General features: G+C 66.5%; 26 protein-coding genes. 10 read left to right on the top strand and 16 right to left on the bottom strand.

The annotated features are described in order from the left end of the window. Positions 1–2: 2 nt before the first annotated feature. Both nth and dapB read right to left on the bottom strand, forming a co-directional pair. Entirely contained in the window at positions 3–653 is a 651-nt protein-coding gene (gene nth, locus ACWPM1_RS12505) for an endonuclease III (protein WP_455695239.1), read from the bottom strand. Further along, on the bottom strand, positions 650–1378 hold the full coding sequence (dapB, locus tag ACWPM1_RS12510) for a 4-hydroxy-tetrahydrodipicolinate reductase (protein ID WP_455695240.1): 729 nt from the start codon (positions 1376–1378) through the stop codon (positions 650–652). The genes nth and dapB overlap by 4 nt, the downstream gene beginning before the upstream one ends. Positions 1379–1413: 35 nt before the next feature. Between dapB and ACWPM1_RS12515 the strand changes: the two genes are divergently transcribed. Further along, the gene (locus ACWPM1_RS12515) at positions 1414–2118 is read left to right on the top strand and encodes an NAD-dependent deacylase (RefSeq protein WP_455695241.1); all 705 of its coding nucleotides are present in this window, start codon (positions 1414–1416) and stop codon (positions 2116–2118) included. On the opposite strand, the gene ACWPM1_RS12520 is transcribed toward ACWPM1_RS12515, so the two are convergent. The 5 genes from ACWPM1_RS12520 to mutM all read right to left on the bottom strand — a co-directional run bounded on the left by ACWPM1_RS12520 (position 2115) and on the right by mutM (position 6373). After that, positions 2115–2261: a hypothetical protein gene (locus ACWPM1_RS12520; RefSeq protein ID WP_455695242.1), complete on the bottom strand. Its 147-nt coding sequence runs from the start codon at positions 2259–2261 to the stop codon at positions 2115–2117. The genes ACWPM1_RS12515 and ACWPM1_RS12520 overlap by 4 nt on opposite strands. A gap of 102 nt (positions 2262–2363) precedes the next feature. After that, positions 2364–3140: a HesA/MoeB/ThiF family protein gene (locus ACWPM1_RS12525; RefSeq protein ID WP_455695243.1), complete on the bottom strand. Its 777-nt coding sequence runs from the start codon at positions 3138–3140 to the stop codon at positions 2364–2366. Between the two features lie 134 nt (positions 3141–3274). Further along, positions 3275–4741, bottom strand: a complete 1467-nt coding sequence (gene dnaA / locus ACWPM1_RS12530; RefSeq protein ID WP_455695244.1) for a chromosomal replication initiator protein DnaA — start codon at positions 4739–4741, stop codon at positions 3275–3277. A gap of 430 nt (positions 4742–5171) precedes the next feature. After that, a complete protein-coding gene (rpsT, locus tag ACWPM1_RS12535; RefSeq protein WP_455695245.1) occupies positions 5172–5432 on the bottom strand; it encodes a 30S ribosomal protein S20 in 261 nt (86 codons plus the stop codon). A gap of 125 nt (positions 5433–5557) precedes the next feature. Continuing rightward, positions 5558–6373, bottom strand: coding sequence for a bifunctional DNA-formamidopyrimidine glycosylase/DNA-(apurinic or apyrimidinic site) lyase (gene mutM, locus ACWPM1_RS12540; protein WP_455695246.1), 816 nt, complete (start codon positions 6371–6373; stop codon positions 5558–5560). Positions 6374–6430: 57 nt separating this feature from the next. Between mutM and ACWPM1_RS12545 the strand changes: the two genes are divergently transcribed. Both ACWPM1_RS12545 and ubiB read left to right on the top strand, forming a co-directional pair. Next, positions 6431–7162, top strand: coding sequence for a class I SAM-dependent methyltransferase (locus tag ACWPM1_RS12545; RefSeq protein ID WP_455695247.1), 732 nt, complete (start codon positions 6431–6433; stop codon positions 7160–7162). A 1-nt stretch (position 7163) separates the two neighbouring features. Continuing rightward, positions 7164–8714: a 2-polyprenylphenol 6-hydroxylase gene (gene ubiB, locus ACWPM1_RS12550; protein ID WP_455695248.1), complete on the top strand. Its 1551-nt coding sequence runs from the start codon at positions 7164–7166 to the stop codon at positions 8712–8714. Here ubiB and ACWPM1_RS12555 read toward each other — a convergent pair. Next, a complete protein-coding gene (locus ACWPM1_RS12555) occupies positions 8711–9094 on the bottom strand; it encodes a DUF4345 family protein (protein ID WP_455695249.1) in 384 nt (127 codons plus the stop codon). The genes ubiB and ACWPM1_RS12555 overlap by 4 nt on opposite strands. 140 nt (positions 9095–9234) lie before the next feature. Between ACWPM1_RS12555 and ACWPM1_RS12560 the strand changes: the two genes are divergently transcribed. Both ACWPM1_RS12560 and dut read left to right on the top strand, forming a co-directional pair. Further along, entirely contained in the window at positions 9235–10848 is a 1614-nt protein-coding gene (locus ACWPM1_RS12560; protein ID WP_455695250.1) for a bifunctional phosphopantothenoylcysteine decarboxylase/phosphopantothenate synthase, read from the top strand. Further along, the gene (gene dut / locus ACWPM1_RS12565) at positions 10841–11302 is read left to right on the top strand and encodes a dUTP diphosphatase (protein WP_455695251.1); all 462 of its coding nucleotides are present in this window, start codon (positions 10841–10843) and stop codon (positions 11300–11302) included. Before ACWPM1_RS12560 ends, dut begins: the two co-directional genes overlap by 8 nt. On the opposite strand, the gene ACWPM1_RS12570 is transcribed toward dut, so the two are convergent. The 6 genes from ACWPM1_RS12570 to ACWPM1_RS12595 are packed head-to-tail and all read right to left on the bottom strand — an operon-like array spanning position 11299 to position 15238. Beyond that, positions 11299–11916, bottom strand: coding sequence for a riboflavin synthase (locus ACWPM1_RS12570; RefSeq protein WP_455695252.1), 618 nt, complete (start codon positions 11914–11916; stop codon positions 11299–11301). The genes dut and ACWPM1_RS12570 overlap by 4 nt on opposite strands. Before the next feature lie 12 nt (positions 11917–11928). Next, on the bottom strand, positions 11929–12891 hold the full coding sequence (ribD, locus tag ACWPM1_RS12575) for a bifunctional diaminohydroxyphosphoribosylaminopyrimidine deaminase/5-amino-6-(5-phosphoribosylamino)uracil reductase RibD (protein WP_455695253.1): 963 nt from the start codon (positions 12889–12891) through the stop codon (positions 11929–11931). Continuing rightward, positions 12881–13441: a hypothetical protein gene (locus tag ACWPM1_RS12580; protein WP_455695254.1), complete on the bottom strand. Its 561-nt coding sequence runs from the start codon at positions 13439–13441 to the stop codon at positions 12881–12883. The genes ribD and ACWPM1_RS12580 overlap by 11 nt, the downstream gene beginning before the upstream one ends. 32 nt (positions 13442–13473) lie before the next feature. Further along, positions 13474–14196 carry a M48 family metallopeptidase gene (locus tag ACWPM1_RS12585; protein WP_455695255.1) on the bottom strand — a complete coding sequence of 241 codons (723 nt, stop codon included), beginning with the start codon at positions 14194–14196 and terminating at the stop codon, positions 13474–13476. After that, a complete protein-coding gene (locus ACWPM1_RS12590) occupies positions 14193–14651 on the bottom strand; it encodes a YcgN family cysteine cluster protein (RefSeq protein WP_455695256.1) in 459 nt (152 codons plus the stop codon). The genes ACWPM1_RS12585 and ACWPM1_RS12590 overlap by 4 nt, the downstream gene beginning before the upstream one ends. Beyond that, positions 14639–15238 carry an SCO family protein gene (locus ACWPM1_RS12595; RefSeq protein ID WP_455695257.1) on the bottom strand — a complete coding sequence of 200 codons (600 nt, stop codon included), beginning with the start codon at positions 15236–15238 and terminating at the stop codon, positions 14639–14641. The genes ACWPM1_RS12590 and ACWPM1_RS12595 overlap by 13 nt, the downstream gene beginning before the upstream one ends. A 73-nt stretch (positions 15239–15311) precedes the next feature. Here ACWPM1_RS12595 and ACWPM1_RS12600 point away from each other — a divergent pair, with 73 nt between their 5' ends. The 5 genes from ACWPM1_RS12600 (at position 15312) to ssb (ending at position 19339) form a co-directional block, all read left to right on the top strand. After that, positions 15312–15932, top strand: coding sequence for an ankyrin repeat domain-containing protein (locus tag ACWPM1_RS12600; protein WP_455695258.1), 621 nt, complete (start codon positions 15312–15314; stop codon positions 15930–15932). Positions 15933–15934: 2 nt separating this feature from the next. Further along, a complete protein-coding gene (locus tag ACWPM1_RS12605; RefSeq protein WP_455695259.1) occupies positions 15935–16597 on the top strand; it encodes a COQ9 family protein in 663 nt (220 codons plus the stop codon). 52 nt (positions 16598–16649) lie between these two features. Continuing rightward, a complete protein-coding gene (locus ACWPM1_RS12610; protein WP_455695260.1) occupies positions 16650–16889 on the top strand; it encodes a FeoA family protein in 240 nt (79 codons plus the stop codon). Continuing rightward, entirely contained in the window at positions 16886–18736 is a 1851-nt protein-coding gene (gene feoB, locus ACWPM1_RS12615; protein WP_455695261.1) for a ferrous iron transporter B, read from the top strand. The genes ACWPM1_RS12610 and feoB overlap by 4 nt, the downstream gene beginning before the upstream one ends. Before the next feature lie 87 nt (positions 18737–18823). Further along, positions 18824–19339 (top strand): single-stranded DNA-binding protein, encoded by a 516-nt coding sequence (ssb, locus tag ACWPM1_RS12620; RefSeq protein ID WP_455695262.1) that lies wholly within the window; start codon positions 18824–18826, stop codon positions 19337–19339. Between the two features lie 11 nt (positions 19340–19350). Here the strand turns inward: ssb and ACWPM1_RS12625 are convergent, their stop codons facing one another. Both ACWPM1_RS12625 and ACWPM1_RS12630 read right to left on the bottom strand, forming a co-directional pair. Further along, positions 19351–19869, bottom strand: coding sequence for a YceD family protein (locus ACWPM1_RS12625; RefSeq protein ID WP_455695263.1), 519 nt, complete (start codon positions 19867–19869; stop codon positions 19351–19353). Continuing rightward, positions 19866–20381: a ubiquinol-cytochrome C chaperone family protein gene (locus ACWPM1_RS12630; protein ID WP_455695264.1), complete on the bottom strand. Its 516-nt coding sequence runs from the start codon at positions 20379–20381 to the stop codon at positions 19866–19868. The genes ACWPM1_RS12625 and ACWPM1_RS12630 overlap by 4 nt, the downstream gene beginning before the upstream one ends. Positions 20382–20441: the final 60 nt, after the last annotated feature.

The raw sequence follows: 20441 nt of genomic DNA on the forward strand, positions 1-20441 counted from the left end.
GCCTACTTGCGGGCGGGCTTCTCCAGCACCTTGTGACGGTACTCGCACAGGTCGACCACCGGGCATCGCCAGCACTCCGGCAGCCGCGCCTTGCAGGTGTAGCGGCCGTGGAGGATCAGCCAGTGGTGCGCGCCCAGCCGGAAGGGGGCGGGCACCCGCTTCTCGAGCCGGGCTTCGACATCGTCGGGTGTCTTGCTCTTGGCGAGCCCCGTGCGGTTGCCGACGCGGAAGATGTGCGTGTCGACCGCGAAGGTCTCCTGCCCGAACCAGCAGTTGAGCACGACGTTGGCGGTCTTGCGGCCGACACCGGGGAGCCGCACGAGTTCGTCGCGGGTCGCCGGCACTTCGCCGCCGAATTCGTCGACCAGCAGCTGCGACAGAGCGATGACGTTCTTGGCCTTGGTGTTGAACAGCCCGATCGTCTTGATGTGTTCCTTGAGGCCCTCCTCGCCGAGCGCGAGCATCTGCGCGGGGGTCTTCACCTCGGCGAACAGCCGGCGCGTCGCCTTGTTGACCCCGACGTCCGTCGCCTGCGCCGAAAGCGCCACCGCTACCACGAGTTGGTAGGCATTGCCGTATTCGAGCTCGGTTTCGGGGGAGGGGTTGTCTTCGGCGAGGCGGCGGAAGAACTCGAAAATCGCCTCTTTCTTCAAATCCCCAGCACCTGCGCCATCGTGTAGCGGCCCGCATCCTTGCCGATTAGCCAAGCCGCCCCCGTGATTGCTCCACGCGCGAAGATGCTGCGGTCTTCGGCGACGTGCGTGAGGCTCAGGCGCTCCTGCTCCCCGGCCAGTATGACCGTGTGCTCGCCGGCGACGGTGCCGCCGCGCAGGCTGGCGAACCCGATCGCGCCTTCCGCACGGGAACCGGTAATCCCATCGCGGCCGCGCTCTGAATGGTCGGCCAGCGCGATGCCCCTCCCTAAAGCCGCCGCTTCCCCGAGCAGCAGCGCGGTGCCGCTAGGTGCATCGAGTTTCATCCGGTGGTGCATCTCGAGCACCTCGACGTCCCATTCCGGCCCGAGCTTCTTCGCCGCCTCACACACCAGATGGGCCAGCAGGGTGACTCCGAGCGAGGTATTGCCGGTCTGCAGTACGGGGATTGCGCCCGCGGCAGAGTCGATCGCGGCGTGGTGGCGTTCCTCGAGCCCGGTCGTGCCGACGAGGATGGGGATGCCCGCGCCGATCGCGGCGTGCAGGTTGGTCTCCAGAGCGGCAGGCGCGGTGAAGTCTATCAGCACGTCGCTGGCTTCGGCGAGCGCGGCGGTGTTGCCGCCCTGGTCCACGCCGCCGGCCAACTCGTGCCCCGCGTGCTCGATCGCGCGGGCGAGCGCGTGGCCCATGCGACCTTCGCTGCCGATGATGCCGATGCGCGCCATTGTCATTCCCCCGGACCCCGTGCTTCATGCGCGACATGAGCGGCATCCGCAACATCGTGATCCTGACCGGCGCCGGCGTCAGCGCAGAGAGCGGCATAGATACGTTTCGCGGCGGGGGAGGGCTGTGGGAGCAGCATCGGGTCGAGGACGTCGCAACGCCTGAGGCATTCGCGCGCGACCCGGAACTCGTGCTGCGGTTTTATGACATGCGCCGCGAGGCGATCCAGACGAAGGAACCCAACGCGGCGCACTTCGCGCTCGCCCGGCTGGATACCGAGTGGCCGGGCGAGCTGCTGATCGTCACGCAAAACGTCGACGATCTGCACGAGCGCGCCGGGGCGCAAAGGGTGCTGCATATGCATGGCGAACATCTGAATGCCTGGTGCACTTCTTGCGGCACGCGCACCCGATGGCAGGATCCGCTGATCGATCGGCCGCCTTGTCCGGCATGCGGCGGGCGCGCGCTGCGACCCGATGTCGTCTGGTTCGGGGAAATGCCGTACCGGATGGACGAGATATACGCTGCCTTGCGAGGAGCCGACTTGTTCGTCTCGATCGGCACTTCGGGGGCGGTCTATCCGGCCGCGGGTTTCGTTCGTGATGCCCGCGAACTGGGCGCTGCGACGCTCGAGCTCAACCTCGAGCGCAGCCAGGGTTCGAGTTGGTTCGACGAGACGCGCCTCGGCCCCGCTAGCGAAGTGGTGCCGGCGTGGGTCGCCGAAATGCTGGTCGGACCCTAGTTGATCACGCCGATGACGTTGCCATCGCGCAGCACTTCGCAGACCGGACAATCGGGGCTGTCCTCCGCACGATCGACAGCCTCCTTGTCGCTTGCGGCCAGCACGTCACGCTTCTTGAGCGTGCGCCCACCGGGGGCGGTCACTTTATTGATCCGATAATGCCTCACTCGGAAATCCCCGTCCAATCGGCTGGCTCGCCGTCCCGTCCGCCGGTTTATCGGATACCCTAGTGACTGCAGAGACCGCTAGCCCGCAATCGCACCACATATGTTGCAGCCTGGGTCCTTGCTGATCGTTATCGTTCGCATCGAAGTTGCCAGTCCATCAAGCAAATGCAGCTTCCCCCATTGCGGCTCGCCGAGGCCGCCTGTCGGGGCGAGCAGCACCCGCACCGCCTGTAGCGCCGCGAAGGTGCCGACCCAGCCGGCCATCGCGCCGAGCATGCCCTCGTCAGCACAAGAATCGCAGTCTTCGGCATCGAACGCGTCGCCGACGAAACAGCGGTAGCAGGGCGATGGCTGCAGATGCCCGGCGAACGCGCCGACCTGACCGTGGAAGCGGCCCACCGCGGCGCTGAGCAGCGGGACGCCCAATCCGACGCATGCATCGGACACTGTAAGCCTAGTGGCGAAATTATCGGTCCCATCGAGCACCAAATCGGCCCGATCGAGCGCTTCATCGACATTGTGCGGTCCGAGCCGGGCATCGCTCAGGACCGCCTCGACCTTGCCGTCGAAGTTCGCCAGCCAGCGCCGCGCGGCGACCGCCTTGCCATGGCCGATGTCGCGCTCCGAGTAGATCGTCTGGCGCTGGAGGTTCGACAGTTCGACCTTGCCATCGTCGATCAGCGTGACACGGCCGATACCGGCGCCGGCCAGATACTGCAGCGCAGGGGAGCCGATCCCGCCGAGGCCGACGAGTGCGACATGGGCGTTGGCCAACGCCATCTGCCCCGCACCCCCGACTTGCGGCAGCACGATATGCCGCGCGAAGCGGTCAAGGCGTTCGGGGGCCAGTGCCATCGCGAAGGCTATTGAAGGCAAAAAAAGGGCCTGTCGACCACCCCGTTGAAGGGCTGTCGACAGGCTGTGCTTCCCTTTGCGGCCCGTCTGTTCTGGAGCGCGTTCCCGAAGTGGCTCCTTTGCTTATCCGGGTCCTAACTCTCGAGCTGGCGCAACAGGCTGCGCACGTCGCCGTCCATATCGGCATCGCGCTGCCGCAGATCTTCAATCAGGCGCACCGCATGGATCACCGTCGAATGGTCGCGGCCGCCGAACTTGCGGCCGATTTCGGGATAGCTGCGCGGTGTCAGGACCTTCGACAGATACATTGCCACCTGCCGCGGGCGGACGACGGCACGGGCCCGCCGCTTGCTCGCCATTTCGGAGCGGTCGATGCGGTAGAACTGGCACACCGTGCGCTGGATCTCGTCGATCGTGATCCGCCGGCGGTTGGCGGATAGGATGTCGGTCAGCTGCTCCTCGGCGAGCTGAAGCGAGACTTCCTGCCCTGTGAGCTGGGCGTAGGCGATCAGCTTGTTGAGCCCGCCCACGAGCTCGCGGATGTTGCGGGTGATCGTGCGGGCGAGGAAATCGACGACATCGGCCGGCACGTTGAGCGGCGCGAAGCGAGTGAGCTTCGATTCGAGGATCGAACGGCGCAACTCGATATCGGCCGCCTGGATATCGGCAACGAGACCCATGCTCAGGCGGCTGAGCAGGCGCGGCTCGACCCCGTCCAGCGCCTGCGGCGCGCGGTCGGCGGCGAACACCAGACGCTTGCCCTCGGCCAAGAGTGCGTCGATCGTGTAGAGCAGTTCTTCCTGCGCGCTCGCCTTGCCGATGATGAACTGGATATCGTCGACCAGCAGCAAGTCGAAAGAGCGCAGACGGGCCTTGAACTCGATCGTCTGGTTCGACTTCAGGGCCTGGACGAACTCGACCATGAACCGTTCTGCGCTGCAGTAGAAGATGCGCGCGCGGGGATGACTGCCGAGATAGGAGTGCCCGATGGCGTGCAGGAGGTGGGTCTTGCCCTGGCCCGTCGCCGCCTTGAGGTAGAGGGGGGAGAACTGGGGGCTCTCAGTCGCCGACATGCGTTGCGCGGCGTTGCAGGCGAGCACGTTGGCCTCGCCCGTTACGAAGGCTGCGAACGTGAGCGAGGGGTCGAGTCCGACCGACGACGTGAATCCGCGGTCGCCGATCGTTCCGGCTGCAACCGCGATCATGCTGGTGTCGTTGCCGTCGTTCGCGGGGCGGCGGCTGTCGCCGAACGAAAGCTCGGGCAGCTTACGGCGGCCCGGGTGAACTTTGATCTCGACGTTGCGGACTTCGCTCCGGGCGATCTTCCAGGCCAGGCTCAGCCGGTCGTGGAAGCGATCCTTCACCCAGTTGGCGCTGAAGTCGGTCGGCAGGAAAAGCTCGAGCGAACCGGTATCTTCACAAAAGCCGCCGACCTGGATCGGCTTGATCCACTGGCTGTGGAGTTGATGGCCGAGATCCTTGCGGAGACCCTGGCTGATGTCCGACCAGTCGGCCGCCAGGTTCACCGCTTCCAGATCTTCCATGCTTTCCTCACCGCCCCTACGCTGCGCAGCACCGATGCCACCTATGGTCGCATTCATGACTTGTGAACCCCATCCCAGGGGAGCCCAAAAGCTCCCGTATCGCCCCTCGAATGGACACAACCTTCCCCAGCCCGAACTCTGCTCGATTCGGGTCCAAGTGGCCGTTCCAGTCTGTAATCCCGAGCCGTCCAAGCCCCGGGAGAGCGCTCTTTTTCATCAGCCTCGCCGCGCTGGCAAGGGCGGCAGTGCAAAAAAAGTGAAATAATGAATGTTGACTCGTCAAAAACGACGGCCCTGCGTTCAAGTACTTCAAACTAAAGCAAAATACATGGGAAGCCTATGCGAATCGCGGGAATTCCGTTGATTTGCGAGAGGATGCTGCGCGGATGCAAAAACGCCGGCACCAAATGGCACCGGCGTCGTCATGTTTTGTTCCTGAAGGGTGTCCCGATTCAGGCCGCCCAACGGGCGACTCGAGACCCGCGAATCAGAGCGCGCCGACTCGCTTCGACAAGCGGCTCATCTTGCGGCTGGCAGTGTTCTTATGCAGCACGCCGCGCGCCACGCCGCGAGCGAGCTCAGGCTGGGCAGCCTTGAGCGCTTCGGATGCCGCGGTCTTGTCGCCGCCGGCGATCGCCGTCTCCACCTTCTTGAGGAAGTTGCGGATGCGGCTCATTCGGCTGGTGTTGATCTCCGCCCGGGTGTTGTTGCGGCGGATGCGCTTCTTCGCTTGCGGCGTATTGGCCATGTTCGTCCTCGGTGAGCCGCGTCGCGCGGCCTGAAATCGTCTATCGCGTGGATGTTCGCGGCGAGCGGACCCGCCGGGAAAGGCGCGCCCCTAGCGACGCTGCCCGACTCCGTCAAGAGAAACGCCTACTTCTGGCAGCGCGGGCAGAACCAAGTACTGCGCCCGCCCTGAGTGATCCGTCGGATCGTGCCGCCGTCCTCGCGCAGGCAGGCCGCCTCTTCGCGGCCATAGACCGCAAAGCGGGTGGCGAAATAGCCGAGTGTGCCGTCCGGCCGGGCGTAGTCGCGCAGGGTCGAGCCGCCATCGCCGATCGATTGTTCGAGCACCGCCCGGATGTCTGGCACGAGGCGCTTGAGCCGTGGCAGGGTGATCTTGCCCGCGGCCTTGCGCGGATCGATTCCCGACCGCCACAATGCTTCGCAGACGTATATGTTGCCGAGCCCGGCGACGATCCCCTGGTCGAGCAGCAGGAGCTTGATCGCCTGCTTGCGCCCCGCGAGAGCCCGCTTGAGATGATCGGGAGTAAGCTCCGGCCCCAGCGGTTCAGGGCCAAGGGCGGCAAATGCCGGCCACTCTTCCAGGCTTTCGCTGTCGACCAGGTCGACCGAGCCGAACCGCCTCGAGTCGTTGAGTGCGAACCGGTGCTCGGCGGTTTCGAGCACCAGGTGATCGTGCTTCTCGATTGCTTCGGGGTCGATGCGCCAGCGGCCGCTCATCCCCAGATGGAACACGAGCGTTGTGTCGCGGTCGGTGTGGATGAGGCCATATTTCGCGCGGCGACCGAGCCCGGTTACCCGCGCGCCGGTGAGCGATTGGACGAGGCCGGGCGGGAAGGGGCGCCGCATGTCGGGCCGGTTTACCGCAACCCGCTCGATCCGTTCTCCATCAAGGAACGCCGCGAGCCCGCGCACGGTGGTTTCGACCTCGGGAAGCTCGGGCATCGCGCGGCGCTGTAACACTCTTTGCCCTCGGGGCAATTCCCCCTAAGGCCCGCCGCTATGAACGAGACGGTATCTTTCGGTTACGAAGAGGTCGCTCCGGAAGAGAAGACCCGGCGCGTGGGCGCGGTCTTCTCCGGCGTCGCAGCCAAGTACGACGTCATGAACGACGCCATGTCGGCCGGACTGCACCGGCTGTGGAAGGACCAGTTCGTACGCCGGGTGAAGCCGCGCCCAGGCGAGGCGATCCTCGATATGGCCGGCGGCACCGGGGACATCGCCTTCCGCCTGGCCGAACGCGGCGCGAGCGTGACGGTGGCCGACATCAACCAGGAAATGCTCGATGTCGGCGTCGAGCGAGCGCTCGAGCGCGGGATCGACGGGCTCGTGTGGAGCCGGCAGAACGCCGAAGAGCTTGCCTATCCGGCCAAGAGCTTCGACGCCTATGCGATCGCCTTCGGCATCCGCAACGTGACGCGGATCGACCGGGCGCTTTCAGAGGCGTATCGCGTGCTGAAGTATGGCGGTCGCTTTTTCTGCCTCGAATTCTCGACCACCGAATGGCCTGGCTTCAAGCAGGCGTACGACGTCTATTCCCACAAGATCGTACCCAAGCTCGGCGGGGCAATCGCCGGCGACGCCGACAGTTATCGCTACCTTATCGAATCGATCCGTCGGTTTCCGCCGATGCCCGAATTCGAGCGCATGATACGAACGGCTGGCTTCACCCGCACCAAGGTCGAACCAATCATGGGCGGCCTCGTGGCGATCCATTCGGGGTGGAAAGCCTAGCGTGACTCGCCCCGCCACGCATATTTTCCGATTGCTCAAATGGGGGCGCAGCCTCGCGCGGCATGGTGCCTTGCGCGGGATCGAAAACGATCCCAACACCCCCACCCAGGTCACCCGGCTGGCCCGGCTGGCGCGCCTCGGCACCGTGCAGCCACGCATCCCCGACTACGCGGCCGCGTTTCAGGAGATCGGTCCGGCGGCGATCAAGCTCGGCCAGTCGCTCGCCACCCGGCCAGACCTCGTGGGCGAAGTAGCGGCGCACAATCTCCTGAGCCTGCAGGATGACCTGCCCCCGGTCGCTTTTGCCGAGATCGAGGCCGAGATCGCCCGTAGCTTCGACGCGCCGATCTCCGCACTCTATGCTTCGATCGACCCGGTACCCGTCGGTTCGGCCTCGATTGCCCAAGTCCACCGCGCGGTGACCACCGAAGGCCGGGATGTCGCCATCAAAGTGCTGCGTCCGGGCATCCGCGAAAAGCTCGCCAATGACATCGCGACGTACGAGTGGGCCGCAGCGCACCTCGAGGCCATGGGCGGGGAGGCGTCGCGCCTGCGCCCGCGGCTGACCATCGCCAACTTCAAGCGCTGGACCAATCGTGAGCTCGACCTGCGGCGCGAGGCAGCCAGCTCGAGCGAACTCGCCGATGCGATGCGGGGCTACGAAGGGTACTGCGTCCCGTCGGTCGACTGGGATCGCACCAACGGCCGGGTGATGACGATCGAGTGGATCGACGGGATCAAGATTTCCGACCGCGAGGCGCTGATCGCCGCCGGCCACGATCTGCCCGGGCTGGCCCGCCGTCTTGTCCTCGCGTTCCTGACGCAGGCCATCAGCGCGGGCTTCTTCCACGCCGATATGCACCAGGGGAACCTGTTCGTGCGGGCCGACGGGACGATCGTGGCGATCGACTTCGGCATCATGGGCCGCATCGACCGCCGGGCCAGGCAGTGGCTCGCCGAGATCCTCTACGGGCTCATCACCGGCAATTATCGGCGGGTCGCCGAGATTCACTTCGAAGCGCAGTATGTACCGAGCTACCACTCGGTGGACGAGTTCGCGACCGCCTTGCGCGCCGTGGGCGAGCCGATGCGGGGCAAGCCGGTGAGCGAGTTGTCCGTCGGGCAGATGCTGGACGGGCTGTTCGCGATCACTCGCGATTTCGACATGGCGACCCAGCCGCATCTACTGCTGCTGCAGAAGACGATGGTCATGGTCGAGGGGCTGGCGACGAGCCTCGATCCCTCCATCAACATGTGGGACGTCTCGGCCCCGTTCGTGCGCGCCTGGATCCGCGACGAACTGGGGCCGGAAGCGGCCCTCGCCGACCGCGTCAGAGACGATGTGACCACTCTATTGCGGCTGCCCGAGCTTATCCGGCGCATCGAAGAGCGCTACCCGGCGCGCGGCGGCGCACCGGAGCCGCCGCCACTGCCCGACGTGGTGCTGATGTGGGAGCGGCGCGGCCCAGGGTCGCGGTGGCCGGGATATCTGATCGCGGCTCTCCTGGGCGGAGCGGTAGTGGCCGCCGCGGCGCTGAGCGGGCTGCTCTAGACGACCTGGTGGGGAAGGACGCGGCTGGCGACCAGGGAAAGCACCACCGCCGTCGCTTCGACGAGCATCGGAAACCAGAAGCCCGATGCCGTGCCGTCGGCCAAGACGCTGACGAACCGCCCCAACAGGGCGATCCCGAAAATGGCGACAGGCACTAGCAATAGTTCTCCGTTTCGCTTCCAGGCGCCCCAGATCATCGCTCCGCCGCCGACGAAGAACAGCGCCGGAAAATCCGCCCGCAGTACGGCGAGGCCGGCGGCCCCGTCCGGGTGCAGAGAGAAGCTTGCACCGGCGCTTTCCGGCATGAGCAGGAAGTTCACTCCCATCAGCAGAAAGAACAATCCCTGGACGAAGATGAGTGCCGTGAGAATTAAGCGCATGATGAACCGTCCCCTGTCGGACCGGATGCTGACGCAATTGATTGGCCGGCGCTAGCGCAATCTTAACCACCACCGCCCTAGGGCTGGCGGGATTTGCGCAGCCTCGCTAGGCTGGGCGTAATGGTGGTGCGAGGGCTTTCATGGACCAGCCGGTCGGCAAGCGACCGCAAAATGGGGCGCGCCGCTTGAGCGGGCCGAAGGTCTTGCTCGTCGTCGGCGGAGGAATTGCCGCTTACAAATCGTGCGAACTCGTGCGCCTGATCCGCCGGGGCGGGGGCGAAGTGACCTGCGTGCTGACGGAGGGCGGGAGCCAGTTCGTCACTCCCATGGCGCTCGCGGCGCTGTCCGAGAACAAGGTCTACACCAACCTCTTCGACCTCAAGGATGAAGTCGAGATGGGGCACATCCAGCTGTCGCGCCAAGCCGATCTGGTCGTCGTCTGCCCGGCGACCGCGGATCTGCTCGCGAAGATGGCGGCGGGGATCGCCGACGACCTTGCCACGACCCTCATTCTCGCGACCGACAAGCCGGTGATGGCTGTGCCGGCGATGAACGTGAAGATGTGGCTGCACGATGCCACGCGCCGCAATGTCGCCTGGCTCCGCGAAGCCGGGGTCGAGGTGATGGAGCCCGACGAAGGACCGATGGCCTGCGGCGAATTCGGCCCGGGCCGGTTGCCCGACCCCGAGATCGTGTGGGCCGAGATCGCCGCGCGCTTCGGCATCGCAGCGGATTGCGAGGGCGGCGACCTGATGGAGGCGCTGGAGCCGGAAGCCGAAGTGGAGAGCGGTGGGCGGCTCGGCAGCCTGCTGTCCTCGCTCATCCCACGCAAGACGCCGCGGCACGAAGCCGAAGCGGAAGAGCCATCGCTCGAACCGGACGTGGCCGACCTCGAGCCCGAGGAAGTGCTCCCCGAGCCCGATCTCTCCGCGCCCATCATGGCCAAGAAGGGCGCCGCCAAGGCCGCGCCGCCAACCGATCCTGACGCGCTCAACCACACCGTCATTACTGGGGCGGGTGAGCAACTGCCCGAGGCGTTGGCGGCCGATCCTCTTGCGTATCAGCCGGAATTCGACGTCGATCCCGAACATCGCCCCCTTTTCGGCCGCCATGTATTGGTAACGGCCGGCCCTACACTCGAACCGATCGATCCAGTGCGCTACATCGCCAACCGCTCGAGCGGGAAGCAGGGCTTCGCGATTGCCGCGGCCGCCGCCCGGCTTGGCGCGCGGGTCACGTTAGTCGCCGGCCCGGTCCAGTTGCCCACTCCGCACGGAGTCGACCGGATCGACGTCGAATCCGCTCGCGAGATGGCGGATGCGGTGAAGAAGGCGCTGCCGGCCGACGCCGCGGTAATGGTTGCGGCGGTCGCCGACTGGCGCAGCAAGGACTACGCGGCCGAGAAAATGAAGAAGCGCGGCTCGGCTCCCCCGGCGCTACTGCTCACCGAAAATCCCGACATCCTCGCCCAAGTTGCATCCGGCAAACAGCGCCCCAAGCTGCTCATCGGCTTCGCCGCGGAAACCGAGGACGTCGTCGAGAACGCAAAGATCAAGCGCAAGCGCAAGGCAGCCGACTGGATCGTGGCGAACGACGTTTCGGGCGAAGTGATGGGTGGCGATGCCAACGCCGTCCATATAGTCACGGGCGACGGGATCGAGGACCTTCCGGAGATGCCGAAGGAGCAGGTAGCAATGGAGCTGGTCGAGCGGATGGCAGTGGCGCTCGACAAGGTCGATCCGCGCGATGAGTGAAGCTGTCGGCGTGCAGGTCAAACGCCTGCCGCATGGCGACGGCCTCGCGCTTCCCGCTTACGCTACGGAGGGCGCGGCCGGGATGGATGTCGTGTCAGCGGAAGATGTCACGATCGCGCCGGGTGGGCGCCATGCAGTCGCGACAGGTCTCGCGCTGGCGATCCCGGCGGGATACGAAATTCAGGTCCGCCCCCGCTCGGGTCTTGCCCTCAAGCACGGCATCAGCGTGCCCAACACGCCCGGCACTATCGACTCCGACTATCGCGGCGAGCTCAAAGTCATTCTCATCAACCACGGCGCCGAGCCTTTCGCGATCGCGCGCGGGGACCGGGTGGCCCAGCTGGTGCTGGCGCCTGTCGTACTGGCCTCTTGGGAGGAAGTCCCTGAGCTCAGCGAAACTACCCGCGGAGTGGCCGGGTTCGGCTCGACCGGCGGGCATGCGCGGTTGAGCTAGGCGCGAAGCGTCTCCAGCCGCTGAAGATAGCGGGCGACGGTATCGATTTCGAGGTTGACCTCGGAACCCTGGGCCAGTTCGCCGAGGGTCGTCACTTCCGCCGTGTGAGGAATGATGTTCAGCCCAAAATGGACGCTGCCGTCGGGGTAGTCCTTCACCGAGTTGACGGTGAGCGACACGCCATCGACGGTAATTGAGCCTTTCGTGGCGATGAAAGGCGCCAGCTCTTTCGGAGCGACGATCACCACCCGCATCGAGTCGCCTTCCGGCTCCCAATCGGCAACCCGGCCAACGGCATCGACATGCCCCGAGACGATATGCCCGCCCAGTTCGTCGCCCACCCTTAGCGACGGTTCCAGATTGATGCGGGAGCCCTCGGTCCACATACCCTTGGCGGTTCGGCTGACCGTTTCAGCGGATACGTCGACCGCGAACCAAGAGGCGCCTTCCTCCCCGCCGCGCTCGACGACCGTCAGACAGACCCCGGCACATGCAATCGAAGCGCCGATCGCGATCCTCGCCGGGTCCCACTGGCAGGCGATGCGCACGTGCAGGTCGCCGCGTTGCTCGACGCTGTCTATAGTGCCGATCGCGGTGACGATGCCGGTAAACATTCGCGAAACTCCCTATCGGGTGCGGCGATAGGCGGCGAAGTGGTCGCTGCCAAGATACGCCTCTTCCGACACCACCCAGCAGCCATGCACCCCGGCAAGTTCGCCGATTCCGAGCGAGCCAACAGCCCGGAGCCCGTCACCCAGGACGATAGGGGCCCGGTATATCTCCAGCCTATCGACGAGGTCGGCGGCGAGGAAGGCAGCAGCAGTCTGTGCGCCTCCTTCGACGTACATGTAGGATACGTCCTTCATCCGAGCGACCTCGGCAGGGCCCGTGAGAGTGCGCACATTGTCGAGCGAAGCGCGGGTGAGCACCCATCGTTCAGGTGCGCGGCCTTCGAGACCGGGTAGGCGAACGTCGAGCGCCGGCGCATCCGCGCGCCACGTCCCGCCGCCGACGAGAATGGCATCGGCCTGTGCCCGGCGCGCATGGACGTGTGCACGGGCCTCGCTCCCCGTGATCCAACGGCTGCTTCCATCGGCAAGGGCGATGCAGCCATCGAGCGACATCGCCAGTTTGAGCGTGATGTGGGGGCGTCCGAGCCGGTGCCGCGCGAGATATCCAGCCAGGCTGTCCTCGGCCGCGGGTGACGGCAGCAATTCGGCATCGATACCGACATCGCGCAAGCGGGCAATGCCGAGGCCCGCTGTTCGCGGGTCGGGGTCCTCGACACCCACGATGACCCGGGCCGGTCGCGCTTCGGCGAGCAGATCGGCGCACGCCGGCCCTCGCTCCGATACGTGCGCGCAAGGTTCGAGCGAGACGTAGATGTTCGCACCGCGGGCGGCTGTGCCCGCTTCCTGGAGAGCGGTGGCCTCGGCGTGGGGGCGCCCACCGGCGCGCGTCCAACCGCGGCCTACCACCCGGTTATCCTTCACCACGACGCATCCAACCGCCGGGTTCGGGCGGCTCAATGGACGTCCGCGCTGCGCCAGACGTGCAGTGACTGCCAGCCAGTCGGCGTCAGTCGGCAACCCGGTCTTCCGCTTGCGCCTCTTCGAGCGCGATTTGCCGCTCCATCGCTTCCACGTCGAGGCCCGAAGCGCGGCCGAGGGCGCGATAGGCGTCCTTTGCTTCTTCCTCGCGCTGGCGTTGCTCGGCGCGCAGGCGGTTCTGGGCCGCCTGGTTGGCGCGATTGGATTCCATGATCTCGGAGTCGCTGCGGCCTTCGTCGAAGGTGGAAATGTAGGTGACCTGCGGCGGCGCCGGCGGGATGCGCCAGCGCTCTTGTCCGAATTGCCAAAAGATCGCCGCCGGGATCACGGCCGAGGCGAGCAGGACCCACAAGTTGATACGCACCCGGCTCGCGAGCATCGCGGCGAGAGCCACGCCGCCGATCAGCGCGAGGACCGCGCCGACCAGCCAGTTGAGGCTCACCGCATGGTCAGTGAGCAGGAACAACAGTGATCCGGTCAACACCGCCGACGCGGCCAGGATCGGCCAGCGATAGGGGTTGGGGCGTCTGAACTCGGTCCAGAAATCGGCGAGTCCGGGACCCGGATTGAGGCGTTGCAGGCGGCGCATGCCGGACAGATAGGGCGGCGCGGGGTCCTGCGCTAGCCGAATGCGGCGTAAAGGCTTCGGCCGTGGGCCTTCAGCCACTTGTCCGCCGCGCCGATTTCGCCGTCGAAGATGCTTGCGAGCGCGGCGTGGAAGGCGGGGCTATGATCGAAGTGCAGGCAGTGCGCAATCTCGTGCGCCACCACCGAACGGCGGACCAGATCGGGGGCCTGCACCAGGCGCCAATTTATTCGCACCGTTCCGCTGGTCGAGCAGCTTCCCCAGCGCCGTTGCGCGCGCGTAAGCCGGAGTTGCGGCGAGGCGATTCCAGCGCGCGCGGCAAAATCCAAAACGTCGTCCGTCATAAGCCGCAGCGCCTCTCGTTCGAGCCATCTGCGCAGCCGCGGAGCGAGGTTGTGCTGCGGCCCGCCCACCGTCAGTGCGCCCTCGACGATTGCGGGCGCCCGGCGGCCTGTCTCGCGCCAATCGATCGAAAGCTCGATCCCGCGATACAGCAGCGTGCCGCCAACCGCAGGGGGCGATGCGAGCGGCACCTTATCGAGTTGCTCGGCCAGCCAGTCCTTGCGTGCATGGACGAAGGCGAGCGCCTCGCGCGTCGCGCACCATTTCGGCAACGTCACCCTCACTTCGCTGCCGTCGGGCGCCAGTCGCAAGGTCAGCCGCCGGGCGCGCGCGTTTCGCCGGATCGCGACGGGAACGGCACGGCCAGCGAGTTCGACTTCGGGCGCCAGCATCTCTCGCCGTAGCCAGTCGATCATGCGGGAGCCTCTTCGTCCTCGACCCAGTCGACGATGTGGTGCTCCAGCGGACCTGCGTCGATCTCGCTAACGACCCGGCCCGCCACGCCGGGACCCCGCCGGTGCACGGCCGAGCGATCTCCGCTTTCCAGGTAGTGCCACTCGGGGAGCGGTCTACCCGATGCACGGAGGCGGTAGGCGCAGCTGTCTGGCAGCCAGGTCACCTGGTCGACCAGGCGGGGGGTCAGCCGCAGGCAATCGGGAACGAAGGCCTTGCGATGACGGTAGTCGCGGCAACGCGCCGTCCCGCAGTCCAGCAGCTTGCAGGCCACGTTGGTGTGGGCGATTTCGCCAGTGTCCTCGTCTTCGAGCTTGTGCAGGCAGCAGCGACCGCAGCCGTCGCACAGCGCCTCCCACTCGTCGCGCGTGAGGTCGCCGATGGGAAGTTCCCAGAACCGGTCCCTCAGCGCACCCACTTGGCCAGTTCCTGCGCCACCGCGCCAGCACCCTGGTCCGCCGGCAGCGTCGCCAGCGGCTTGCCCTGAGGGTCGAAGAGATACGTCACGTTAGAGTGGTCGACGAGATAGGCGCCGTTGTCCTCGACGTTGCCCTTCGAGTGAAACACCTTGAATGTCTTGGCGGCGGCCTCGACCTGCTCTGGCGTGCCGGTCAGGGCGACAATGTCCTTGCCGAAGGCCGAGGCGAACTCGCCGATGACCTCGGGCGTATCGCGCGTCGGGTCGACGCTGATGAATATCTGCTGCACCTTGGCCGCAAGCTCGGGTTCGGCCTCTGCGAACTGGCGCAGGCCCTGCGCGGTGCGCTGCATGTCCGTCGGGCATACGTCGGGGCAATAGGTGTAGCCGAAGTACACCGTGGCGTACTTGCCTCGGAAATCCGCCCATTTGCGCGGTTTGTCAGCCTGGTCGACCAGCGTGAAATCGCCGCCGATCGAGGCGCCCGCGAGCGGCGGCGTCTCCTCCGGAGCGGACTGGAATCCGCATGCCGCGAGAGCGAGCAGAGCGGGCAGGGCGGCTAGTCTGAGCATGGCGCGGCGGTTCATGGTCTGCTAACCGGCGGGGAGCAAGGGCGTGGCATCGCGCACCAAGATAGGGTTCGTACGGAGGTCGAGAAAGATGCGAGGGGGCGTTATCCGCAAAACCGGCCTGGTGCTGGCTTTGGTCATGGGCTGCCTTGCCGCGCCCGCCATGGCGCAATTTTCGGAAGGCTACCAGTTCCTCAAGGCCGTGCGCGACCGCGACGGGACGGAGGCGACCAAGTTCCTCAACGAGCCCGGCACGACCGTCGTCCACGCGCGCGATCGCACGACCAACGAGACCGCGCTGCACATCGTCGTTCAGCGGCGCGACGACTTGTGGACCAAGTTCCTACTCGACCGCGGTGCCAACCCAAATGCAGCGGACCGCAACGGGGCCACGCCGCTCACCATCGCTGCCAGCCTTGGGTTCGTCGAAGGGGTGGAGCGTCTGGTCAAGGCAGGGGCCCGGCTCGACGTGCCCAATTCCTCGGGCGAAACGCCGCTTATCTCCGCGGTCCATCGCCGCGACACGGCTATCATTCGGCTGCTGTTGAAGGCCGGCGCGAATGCGGACCGGACGGACAACTCCGGCCGCTCGGCGCGCGACTACGCGACCTTGATGGGCCCCTCCTCGGGCGTTCTGGCGGAACTCGAACGAGCCGAAGAGGACCGCAAGGTCTCCGGCGAAGCCAAGGGCAGTTACGGGCCCGGCGCCTGACCGTGGCGATCGCGGCCGCCGACCTCACTCTCGACGAATTGCGGCTCGCGCTTGCGCCGGCGATTGCCGACGCCGCGGTGTTCGACGGCTGGAGCGACGACGCGCTGGTATCGGCCAGCCGGCTCGAAGGCGTCGACGCGGACGTCGCGCGATTGGCCTTCCCGGGCGGCGCCATGGACATGATCGCGGCCTGGATCGCCTCGATAGACGCCGCGATGGAGCAAGCTCTCTCGCGCGAAGCGCTGGCGGTAATGAAGGTGCGCGAGCGGATCACCGCGCTGGTCCAGGCCCGCTTGTTCGCCATTGCGGGGCGCGACGAAGCGCTGCGCCGCGCGCTCGCCATCATGGCGATGCCGCAGAATCTCGCCCGCACCGCCAGGCTGGGTTGGGCCAGCGCGGACAGGATGTGGCGCGCTGCGGGTGACACGGCAACGGACTACAATCACTACACCAAGCGCGCGATCCTCGCTTCGCTCTACGCCGCGACCCTGGCGGTCTACGTCGACGATGAGAGCGAGGGAAAGGCCGACGCGCACGCGTTCCTCGATCGCCGGATCGAGAACGTGATGCAGTTCGAGAAGGCAAAGGCGCAAATCTTGCGGCCCGACGCCGAACGTTTCAGCGTGTCCCGCTTCCTGGGGCGCCTTCGCTATCCGTCTCGCTGACGGTTATTGATAATCAGTTGCAAGAAGCGCAGCGCTCTCCTATCCCATCGCGATGACGCTCGAGAGTCTCCAGCAAGGGGAAAGTGCCCGGATCCTGTCCGTCGACTGGGACCGGTTGGTGCTCGAGGACGGCACCCGCCTGCGCGCACTTGGGCTCGACGCGGGCGCCAAGGTCAGCATCGCGCATCGTGGCGTGTTCGGCGGGCGCGATCCGCTGGCGGTTACGATCGGCCGGATGACCGTGGCGGTGCGACGGGTCCACGCGGCGGCGATGGAGATCGAACCGCTGTGAACGCCCCTTATATCGCGGCGCTCGTCGGCAATCCCAACGCCGGCAAGAGCGCGCTGTTCAACGCCCTCACGGGCGCACGGCAGAAGATCGCCAATTACCCCGGCGTCACGGTCGAGCGGAAAGCAGGCCGGCTGACCTTGCCGAGCGGCGCGCCGATCGAGCTCATCGACCTGCCGGGCGCTTATTCGTTCGATCCTTCGAGCCCCGATGAGGAGGTGACCCGCAAGGTCGTCCACGGCGAGTTTGTCGGCGAGGCGACCCCGCAGGTGCTGATCGTCGTGCTCGACGCGGCCAACCTCGAGCAGCACCTGGTCTTCGCACAGGAAGTGATCGCGCTCGGCCGCCCGACGGTGGTGGCGCTCAACATGGTGGACCTCGCCGAAAGGGACGGCCTGATCCTCGACCCGGAAGCGCTCTCGCGCGAGCTCGGCGTTCCGGTGATCCCAACCGTCGCGGTGCGGCGGCGCGGGCTGAGCGAACTCTCCGCGGCCATCGAGGCGGCGCAACCGAGAGCGCGGAATGACCTTGGGCAATCGCGGGCGCATCTGACATTGCCCGAGCGGCGCCTTGCCGCGGCCAACATCGCGCGCGGCGCCATTCTCTCGGAGACCCGGCAGCACCGGCTGCACGCCGGGCTCGACCGGGTATTGCTCCACCCGTGGCTCGGCCCGGTGATCCTGTTCGCGCTGCTGTTCGTGGTGTTCCAGGCGGTGTTCGCTTGGGCAACCCCGTTCGCCGATGCGCTCGAAGGGCTGGCCGGAATGATGTCGACGGCCATCAGCGACAACATGCCGCGCGGCTTCCTGCGCGACCTCTTGACCGAGGGCGTCATCGCCGGGGTCGGCTCCGTCGTGGTGTTCCTGCCCCAGATCGTCATCCTGTTCGCCTTCATCCTGGCGATGGAGGCGAGCGGCTACATGGCGCGCGCCGCCTACCTGATGGACCGGATGATGCAGGGCGTCGGCCTCTCGGGCCGCAGCTTCATCCCGCTGTTGTCGAGCTTCGCCTGCGCGATCCCTGGGATCATGGCGACCCGTAGCATCGCCGATCCGAAGGACCGGCTGACCACTATCCTGATCGCGCCGCTGATGACCTGCTCGGCGCGGCTGCCCGTTTATGCGGTGATCATCGCCGCGTTCATTCCGGCGACTACGGTCGGGCCGGGCATCGGCTTACAGGGGCTGGTCCTGTTCGGGCTTTACGTTGCGGGCATCGTCGGCGCGATGGCGGCCGCGCTGGTGCTGCGGCATTCGGTGGCGAAGGGCGGGGCGAGCGGCTTCATCATGGAACTCCCGCGCTACCAGATGCCCCATCCAAAGGACCTCCTGATCGGGCTCTGGCAGCGCGTTTGGGTCTTCCTGCGCCGCGCCGGCACGATCATCTTCACGGTCACGATCGTCCTGTGGCTGCTGCTGACTTTCCCGCAAGCCGAACCTGGCGAGAGCCAGGTCGAGGCTTCGGCCGCAGGGCAGATCAGCAAGGGCCTTGCCGTCGTGGTGGAGCCAATCGGCTTCAACCGCGAAATCGCCCTCGCGCTCATCCCGGCGATGGCCGCGCGCGAGGTGGCAGTCGCCAGCCTGGCCACGACCTACGCCGTCGATGCGCCCGACGAGGAGGCTGCGGCGGAAGGGCTCGCGAGTCAGCTTTCGAGCCGTTGGAGCCTGCCGACAGCGCTCGCGTTTCTCGCCTGGTTCGTGTTCGCGCCGCAGTGCCTGTCGACCATCGCCGTCACCCGGCGGGAGACCAATGGATGGAAATGGCCGCTGTTCATGCTCGGCTACCTGTTCGCGCTCGCCTATATCTTCGCCGGCCTGACTTACTGGAGCGCTGTCGCACTCGGTCTTTAGACCATGGCGACAACTTTTCCCGCCGGGTTTGCCACTCGCGCCCTGCTTGGTTAAGCGCCTCTCCAATCAAGAGAGGAAACCGATTCCATGGCCGGGTCACTCAACAAAGTAATGATCATCGGTAACCTGGGGGCCGATCCCGAGGTGCGCAGCTTCCAGAACGGCGGCAAGGTGTGCAACTTGCGCATCGCCACCTCGGAAACCTGGAAGGACCGCCAGAGCGGCGAGCGCAAGGAAAAGACCGAGTGGCACACCGTCGCGATCTTCAGTGAAGGGCTCGTCGGCGTGGCGGAACAGTACCTGCGCAAGGGCAGCAAGGTCTACATCGAAGGCAAGCTGCAGACACGCAAGTGGCAGGACCAGTCGGGCAACGACCGCTACTCGACCGAGATCGTGCTGCAGGGCCCCGGTTCCGTGATGACCATGCTCGACGGTGCACCCGGCGCCGGCGGGGGCCAGCGCGGCGGCGGCGGCGGCGGCGACTGGAACCGCGGTTCGGGCGGTACCTCGGCGGGCGCGCAGGGTGGCGGCTGGAACCAGGGCGGCGGCGCTCCGGCCGGCGCCTCGAACTACGACGACCTGGACGACGATATCCCGTTCTGACCGGCTTAGGGTCAGCTTTTCGTCAGTTTCGCCAGAGCTTCCCCCAGCGGACCACGGGGCGCCGCGTCGTCGACGATGCCCGCCCGGCGCCGGGCTTCATCGGCGGCGGGCCCTTCGGCGTATGGATCGATAGCCAGGCCCAGGCTCTGCGCCACCGCTTCGCCGAGATCGAAGCTGTCGCCCTCAAACTCGATGACGTCGGGTTCGTCGGAAGCGAGCTCGATCTCCTCTTCCGTGGTCTCGATCGACCCGGCGGGCACGAACCGCAGGTCGAGCGACTCATCGACCCGCGTGGGAAAATCCTCCCGAGAGACCGCGCAATTCTGGACGAGGTCGGCGGTCAGCCGCCCCTTGGCCACCACCGCGTCGCCACTCGGTTCGAAGCGCAGTTCGGCTTCGAGCGCATCGATCGCGACCACCCCGAAGCGCGCGGCAAGGCCTGTGCGCTCGCTTTCTTCGGCTGATATCGAAAGATGCTCGGGCGGTTGCGGACGCGCGCGCACCACCCGGCTGAACTCGGGTTCGTTCACGGCGCGATGTCCCCGGTGAGCAAGGCCCTGTCCTCCGTTCGGTAAAGACGCGCTGCGAGCGCCCGGAGCTCCGAGGCCACCAATTCGGGCTTCCCGCCTTCGCCAAAAGTGACGTTTCGCGAGACCGCGTCGACCAAGGCAGCGTCGTCTCCGACCAGCCCAGCGCGGTAGGCGTCGATCCGCCCGCCCATGGCTCCGACCAGCTTGCCGACGTGCTTTCCTACGACAACGTCGCCGATGCCGAACTCTCGGAGCTGGCCGTCCATGTCGTGCACGAACAGTTCGGTCAGGTACACCGAAGGCGCGGCGAGTGCCTCGCGGCCCTCCATCCAGAGCAGCACCACGGCGAGAACCGCGCTCACCATGTCGAAGCGGCCGGGCACCGTGTCGGCCACGCCGCCATCGGCGTACCAGTCCGGGCGCCGCGCCTCGGCGACAACCGCGCTCCACAGGGGGCGCAACTCGTCGCGCGGATCGGGTTTGGGGGCGAACAGACGCTGGAGAAAGCTCATCGCCGCCATGTCGCGTGCATTCAGCGGCAATTCAAGCGGGCGCGCACAGCAGGCGCCACG

The organism is Tsuneonella sp. HG249 (assembly GCF_053819205.1).